Consider the following 4,707-nt stretch of genomic DNA (forward strand, 5'->3'; position numbering starts at 1 on the left):
GTCGGTCCGCCCGCGGTCCGCCTCGGGAGGGGCTCACCCCGCCATCCTCCTGCTCCGAGGAGGCCATGTCTGCCATGGTCAACGTCACCGGTCTTGAAGATCCCATCTCGCCCTGCGCTACAGAGGTTTCAGTGATCCTCGTGTCTCACGGGACTCTGACAGACAGGGAGGTGGCGGCCGGTCGGGTCTTGGCCGGAGACATGCAGATAGCGGGCAGCGGCAAGCAGCAGCGCGCGGAATTGGTCCGGCTCAGGGATAGGGTCCGTCGGGTCACTGTCCTGGTGGTTGGCAAGGATTTGGATGTGGGGCGTGAGGGTGGCGTAGGCCGACCAAGAGGTCGGGTCGTTGGGGTCGCCGGGGTTGGCGGTGGCGATGAGGCGTTGCGCTGCCCGGTGGGTACGGGCCTGCTCGTCGGCGGGCAACCGGGCGCGCAGCAGGGCTTGAATGAGGCGGTGAACCTGTACGGCGGTACCGGCATGTCGGGCCAACCCAAGGCTTTTGATCTGCCGGACAACGGTGGCCGTGGTGGCGGTGTCGCCGACCCGGACGCCGAAGCGGCCCGCTGCAGACGTGGCCGCAGGGGCGAGAGGGAGAGGTTCGGGGGCACAGAAGGCGAGCTGGTCGAGAAAGGCTGCGGCGATCGGACTGGCAGCGTGTAGGCGGGTGCAGCTGGCGGCCACGACCGCGACCAAACCGGCGTGGCGGTCGAGTGTGGGGTCGGCCAGCCCAGCCTGCTCCGGGCGGGTGGCGAGCAAATCCAGGTAATCGGCGACGTCCAGGCCGGTATCGGTGAGGAAACAACCCGCCTGTTCCACGGCTAACGGCAGGTCCCCGAGCGCCGCCGCCACTCGGTCGGCCTGCAAGTCAGATAGGGCCGGGCAGCGGCGCCGCAAGAGGGCGACCGATTCCTCGCGGTCGAACTCGCCGACCTCAACCAGCGCGGCGAGATGGCCCAGCGTCGGGTTGCGGCTGGTGAGCAGCAGCCGGCCGCTCTCGGGCGGACGCAGGTCTGCGAGACCAGCTGGATCATCGACATTGTCATAGATCAGTAGCCAGTCGGTCCGTGCGCCTAACGCAGCCCACAGCAGACGCAGCACGGTGGACGGTAGTCCGTCGGTGGGTAGGGAAAGGGCGGCGGCGAGGTCGACCAACCCGGCGGTGGCCACTGTCAGGTTGTCAGCGTTGACCCACCAGACCGCCTGGTAATCGCTGGTGTGGCGGTGGGCGTACTCGACAGCGAGCTGGGTTTTGCCCACCCCGCCCATTCCCTGCATCGGCACTACCGCGACTGGACCGCTCTGCCCACGCTCGTCAGCAGCCCGGCGCAGGCGGTGCTCAAGGGTGGCGAGGAAACCTTCTCGGCCGGTGAAGAACGGGTTGCGGGCCGGGACGTTCCACACTGGCGGCAGCTGGCGGGGGAACTCCACCTCTCCTGCCACAGTGCGTGCCGAAACGCCGGGGAACTCCGCCAGCTTTGTGTGCTGTCCGGGTGCCGGGAGTACCCCCTTGAGTAGCCGGCGGACGGCGTCTGCTTCGTCGACGCCGGCGAGCTCAATCCGTATCAGCGGCGCGTACAGTTCGGGGACGTTGCACTCGTCGATGCGAACAGGCACAATGCGCCCTGGGCGGTCGGTGACCGCCGACGCGAACGTGCTGGTGTGTTCGGCTTGAGCGTAGGCGTGGCTGAAATAAGCGGCGCTGTAGACGGCTAGGACTCGGTCGGCGCGTTCCAGCGCGGCTTGCATGGCTGCGACGAAGTGGGTGCCGGCCGCCCAGTGCCAGACGTCGAGTTCGACCGTGTATCCGGCATCGATCAGCTGCTGGCCGATCCACTCCGCCCACTGCTGATCGGCACCGGCGTGCGAGATGAAGAAGTCGATCCGGTCCGCCGCGCCCCCTGAGTCCACGGTCTCGTCCGTTCAGCCGGTGGCAGCTGCCGGTAGCCGCTGGCGTTGTTCGCCAACGCTCTGTGAGTACCAGCGGAGGGCCATCGAGGTCTCCTCCTGGTGAGCGAGAGCGTAGCGAGTCTCTTCTCTCATCATGGACGAAGGTGTCAACGGATGTGACACCAATCCCGGTTCCCTGTTCGGTTCCTACCGAACCCCGTGGTTCATCGAGCTGCATCGAGACGGTGGCTCATGGCAAGGTTCGCTGTTCGGTCGCGGCCTGCCTCCCCTCGACCCCGCCGAACTACGCCGCAACGTCGTCGTCAGCTGCCCGACTTGCGCCGCCGACGTCGACCAGGACGGCAACGCCGCGGCGAACCTCGTGCACTCGTGGTCGCCTCATGACGCCCAGTTCACCAGCCCAGCATCCGATCTGGGAAGATCGAACGCCCTCCGGAAAGGCGTCTGGCTCGTGAGACCACCGAGAACACTCTTCAAGCGCAACGACCGCTTCGGCGAGTACTTGCTCGTCGACTATCTCGGGGGCGGAGGCAGCGGCGAGGTCTGGCTCGCCGCGAACAGCAGACAAGAGCACTGGGCGGTCAAGCTCTTCAAGGCGAGGCCGAACAAGCGCAATGTGCTCTACCGGAGGTTCGTCAACGAGGTCGAGCGTGTACGGGAGTTGACCGACGTTAAAGGCATCGTTCCAGTGGTCGACGCCCATCTTCCCGATCACCCGAGGGATGGCAGGGCCTACCTGGTCATGCCGCAGGCAGCGGGATTGAAGCAGCACCTCGCCGGGGCACCCATCACCGACCTTGTCGGCGTGTTCGTCGCTCTATCCGGGACGCTCGCGACGCTCGCGGCACGGAGTATCTCGCATCGCGACCTCAAGCCCGAGAACCTTTACTGGTACGACGACGGGCCAGCGCTGGGTGACTTTGGGCTTGTCAGCGCGCCTGGTCAGGAAGCGCTGACGGACAACGATCGCAAGCTCGGCCCGCATTGGTACATCGCCCCCGAGATGCTCGACCATCCCGCGGATTCCGATGGCCGGTCCGCCGACGTCTACTCCCTCGCCAAGACCCTCTGGGTGCTCGCAACCGGCCTGACCTATCCCGTCCCAGGGATGCATCTGTCGGGGGTCCGGGGGCACCGCATCACCGACTACGTCGAGGTACGCCGCGGCGATCTCCTCGATCGTCTGGTCGAGCACTGCACGGCCCACCACCCTCACGAAAGGCCCACGATGGAAGAGGTGCACCAGAATCTGAAGTCGTGGCTCGACTCGGAACCTCCACGGAGCGGGCCGCGGCCGAGCCTCGCGGAGCAAGCGCGGGAACTGCGTACGCTCACGGAGCCAGTCGTGGACGCGCGGGCGGAGCACGCACGGCTCGGTGAGGTTCTCCTTGCGGCGGCGGCGGCGTGGGCGTCCTCCGCCGCGGGGCTGGCAACCTGGCTTCACGGCGATGGACTCACAGAGGCGAACCGGTTCACAATCGGCCGCGATCACGTTGCAGCGGCAGCGCTTGGTGTGAACATGCCTCGAAGAAAGTGGCTCGCTACCGCGATCCTCACGACGAAACAAAGTGGGCCCCGCAGTGTCACGCTCAATATCCTGTTCGCAGTGTCTGAACAGACAGGGGACCCGCGGTCGAGGGTCGTCGCTGGAATCTACATCTCGGCGTCGCCCATGAGTCCGCCGCTCCAGGTTGTGTGGCGAGGTGAAGAGAAGAGCTTCGTGCCGTCAGCGGACGCCGAAGCGGTCATGTCGAACATGACCGCGGAGCTGGAGGCCCAGATCCCCCACGCCGTCAACCGTTTCATCGAGCTCGCGAGGACGACCCCCGATTAGGTCTGCAGGATCTCGGGCCGGCCTGACATCGGCCGTCACGTTGAGTCCCGTGAGGGGCTGCCGATGACCGGGATGTCGAGGTCGGCGATCCGGCCGGGTGATCTTGGCCGCGTTCGATCGAGGCTGCTGAGCTTGGTCTTCGCAGCGTTCAGGCTGACTTGGAGGCCTTGGACCTCGCCGAGCCATCCGTTCGTGCGGGCTTCGCTGACGCGGTCTTGGAGGTTGCGGACGATCGAGATCAGGCGGGGCCGGGCGCCGGGGTCGAGGCGCAGGCTGGGGCAGCGGATGCAGGCGTGCTCGTGTTTGCAGGGGGTGCCGTAAGGACGACCGCAGGTGCCGAGCTCGAGCTTGCGGAGCTCGAAGTGCCGCTGGAAGTCCTGCCATTCCTCGTCGGTCGGTTCGCGGTATTCGGCTTGGGGTCTGACGGCGCGGCGCTGGTCGAGGAACGCCCGGTAGGCACGGACGAGGTCGTCCTGAAACACCGCCTCTGGCGGAGTCGGATATCGCAACTGTCTGGATGGGTGGCCGGCTCAGGTCACGACTCTGGCTGTCGGGTGTCCCGGCTGTCCTGCCTGGAGCTGTTTGACGAGGAACCGTGCCGGGTCGGCGACGTCGTGGCGGTGGCCTTCGTCGTCGAGGTAGTAGTAGCGGTCGAGGTAGCGGCAGCCGGTTTGGCACTGTTGCATCCGGCGACTCCAGGCGATCTTGACCGCAGATCTTCCCGTAGTTGAGCCTTCGTGGGGCTCGGTCGGCAGATCGATGGTGCTCCAGCGACCGGATCTGGCGTCCTCCAACAGGAGGATTTTCGGTCAAGATCTCCCGGCCTCGCCGGATGCAACAGACATCCCATGTTTTTGGATGTCAAGCGGCAGCGTCGAGTGTGACTTTCTGTGGCCATGCAGCTGCTTCGTTGTAGAGGGTGCGGGTCTTCAGGCAGCCGTGGAGGATGCCAACGAGGCGATTGGC

4 protein-coding genes are annotated in these 4,707 nt (G+C 66.2%); 1 reads left to right on the forward strand and 3 read right to left on the reverse strand.

Annotation, left to right across the window (positions count from 1 at the left end; genetic code table 11):
- Positions 1 to 128: 128 nt before the first annotated feature.
- On the reverse strand, positions 129 to 1,907 hold the full coding sequence (fxsT, locus tag AB1460_RS35735; RefSeq protein WP_368966869.1) for an FxSxx-COOH system tetratricopeptide repeat protein: 1,779 nt from the start codon (positions 1,905 to 1,907) through the stop codon (positions 129 to 131).
- Positions 1,908 to 2,040: 133 nt separating this feature from the next.
- Between fxsT and AB1460_RS35740 the strand changes: the two genes are divergently transcribed.
- Positions 2,041 to 3,741 (forward strand): serine/threonine protein kinase, encoded by a 1,701-nt coding sequence (locus AB1460_RS35740; RefSeq protein ID WP_368966870.1) that lies wholly within the window; start codon positions 2,041 to 2,043, stop codon positions 3,739 to 3,741.
- 35 nt (positions 3,742 to 3,776) lie between these two features.
- Here AB1460_RS35740 and AB1460_RS35745 read toward each other — a convergent pair whose 3' ends face one another.
- Together AB1460_RS35745 and AB1460_RS35750 are read right to left on the reverse strand one after the other, a co-directional pair.
- On the reverse strand, positions 3,777 to 4,223 hold the full coding sequence (locus tag AB1460_RS35745) for an integrase (RefSeq protein ID WP_368966872.1): 447 nt from the start codon (positions 4,221 to 4,223) through the stop codon (positions 3,777 to 3,779).
- Positions 4,224 to 4,271: 48 nt separating this feature from the next.
- Positions 4,272 to 4,427 carry a hypothetical protein gene (locus tag AB1460_RS35750; protein WP_368966874.1) on the reverse strand — a complete coding sequence of 52 codons (156 nt, stop codon included), beginning with the start codon at positions 4,425 to 4,427 and terminating at the stop codon, positions 4,272 to 4,274.
- Positions 4,428 to 4,707 lie beyond the last annotated feature (280 nt).

This window comes from Parafrankia sp. FMc2 (genome assembly GCF_041008525.1).
Lineage (GTDB): Bacteria > Actinomycetota > Actinomycetes > Frankiales > Frankiaceae > Parafrankia.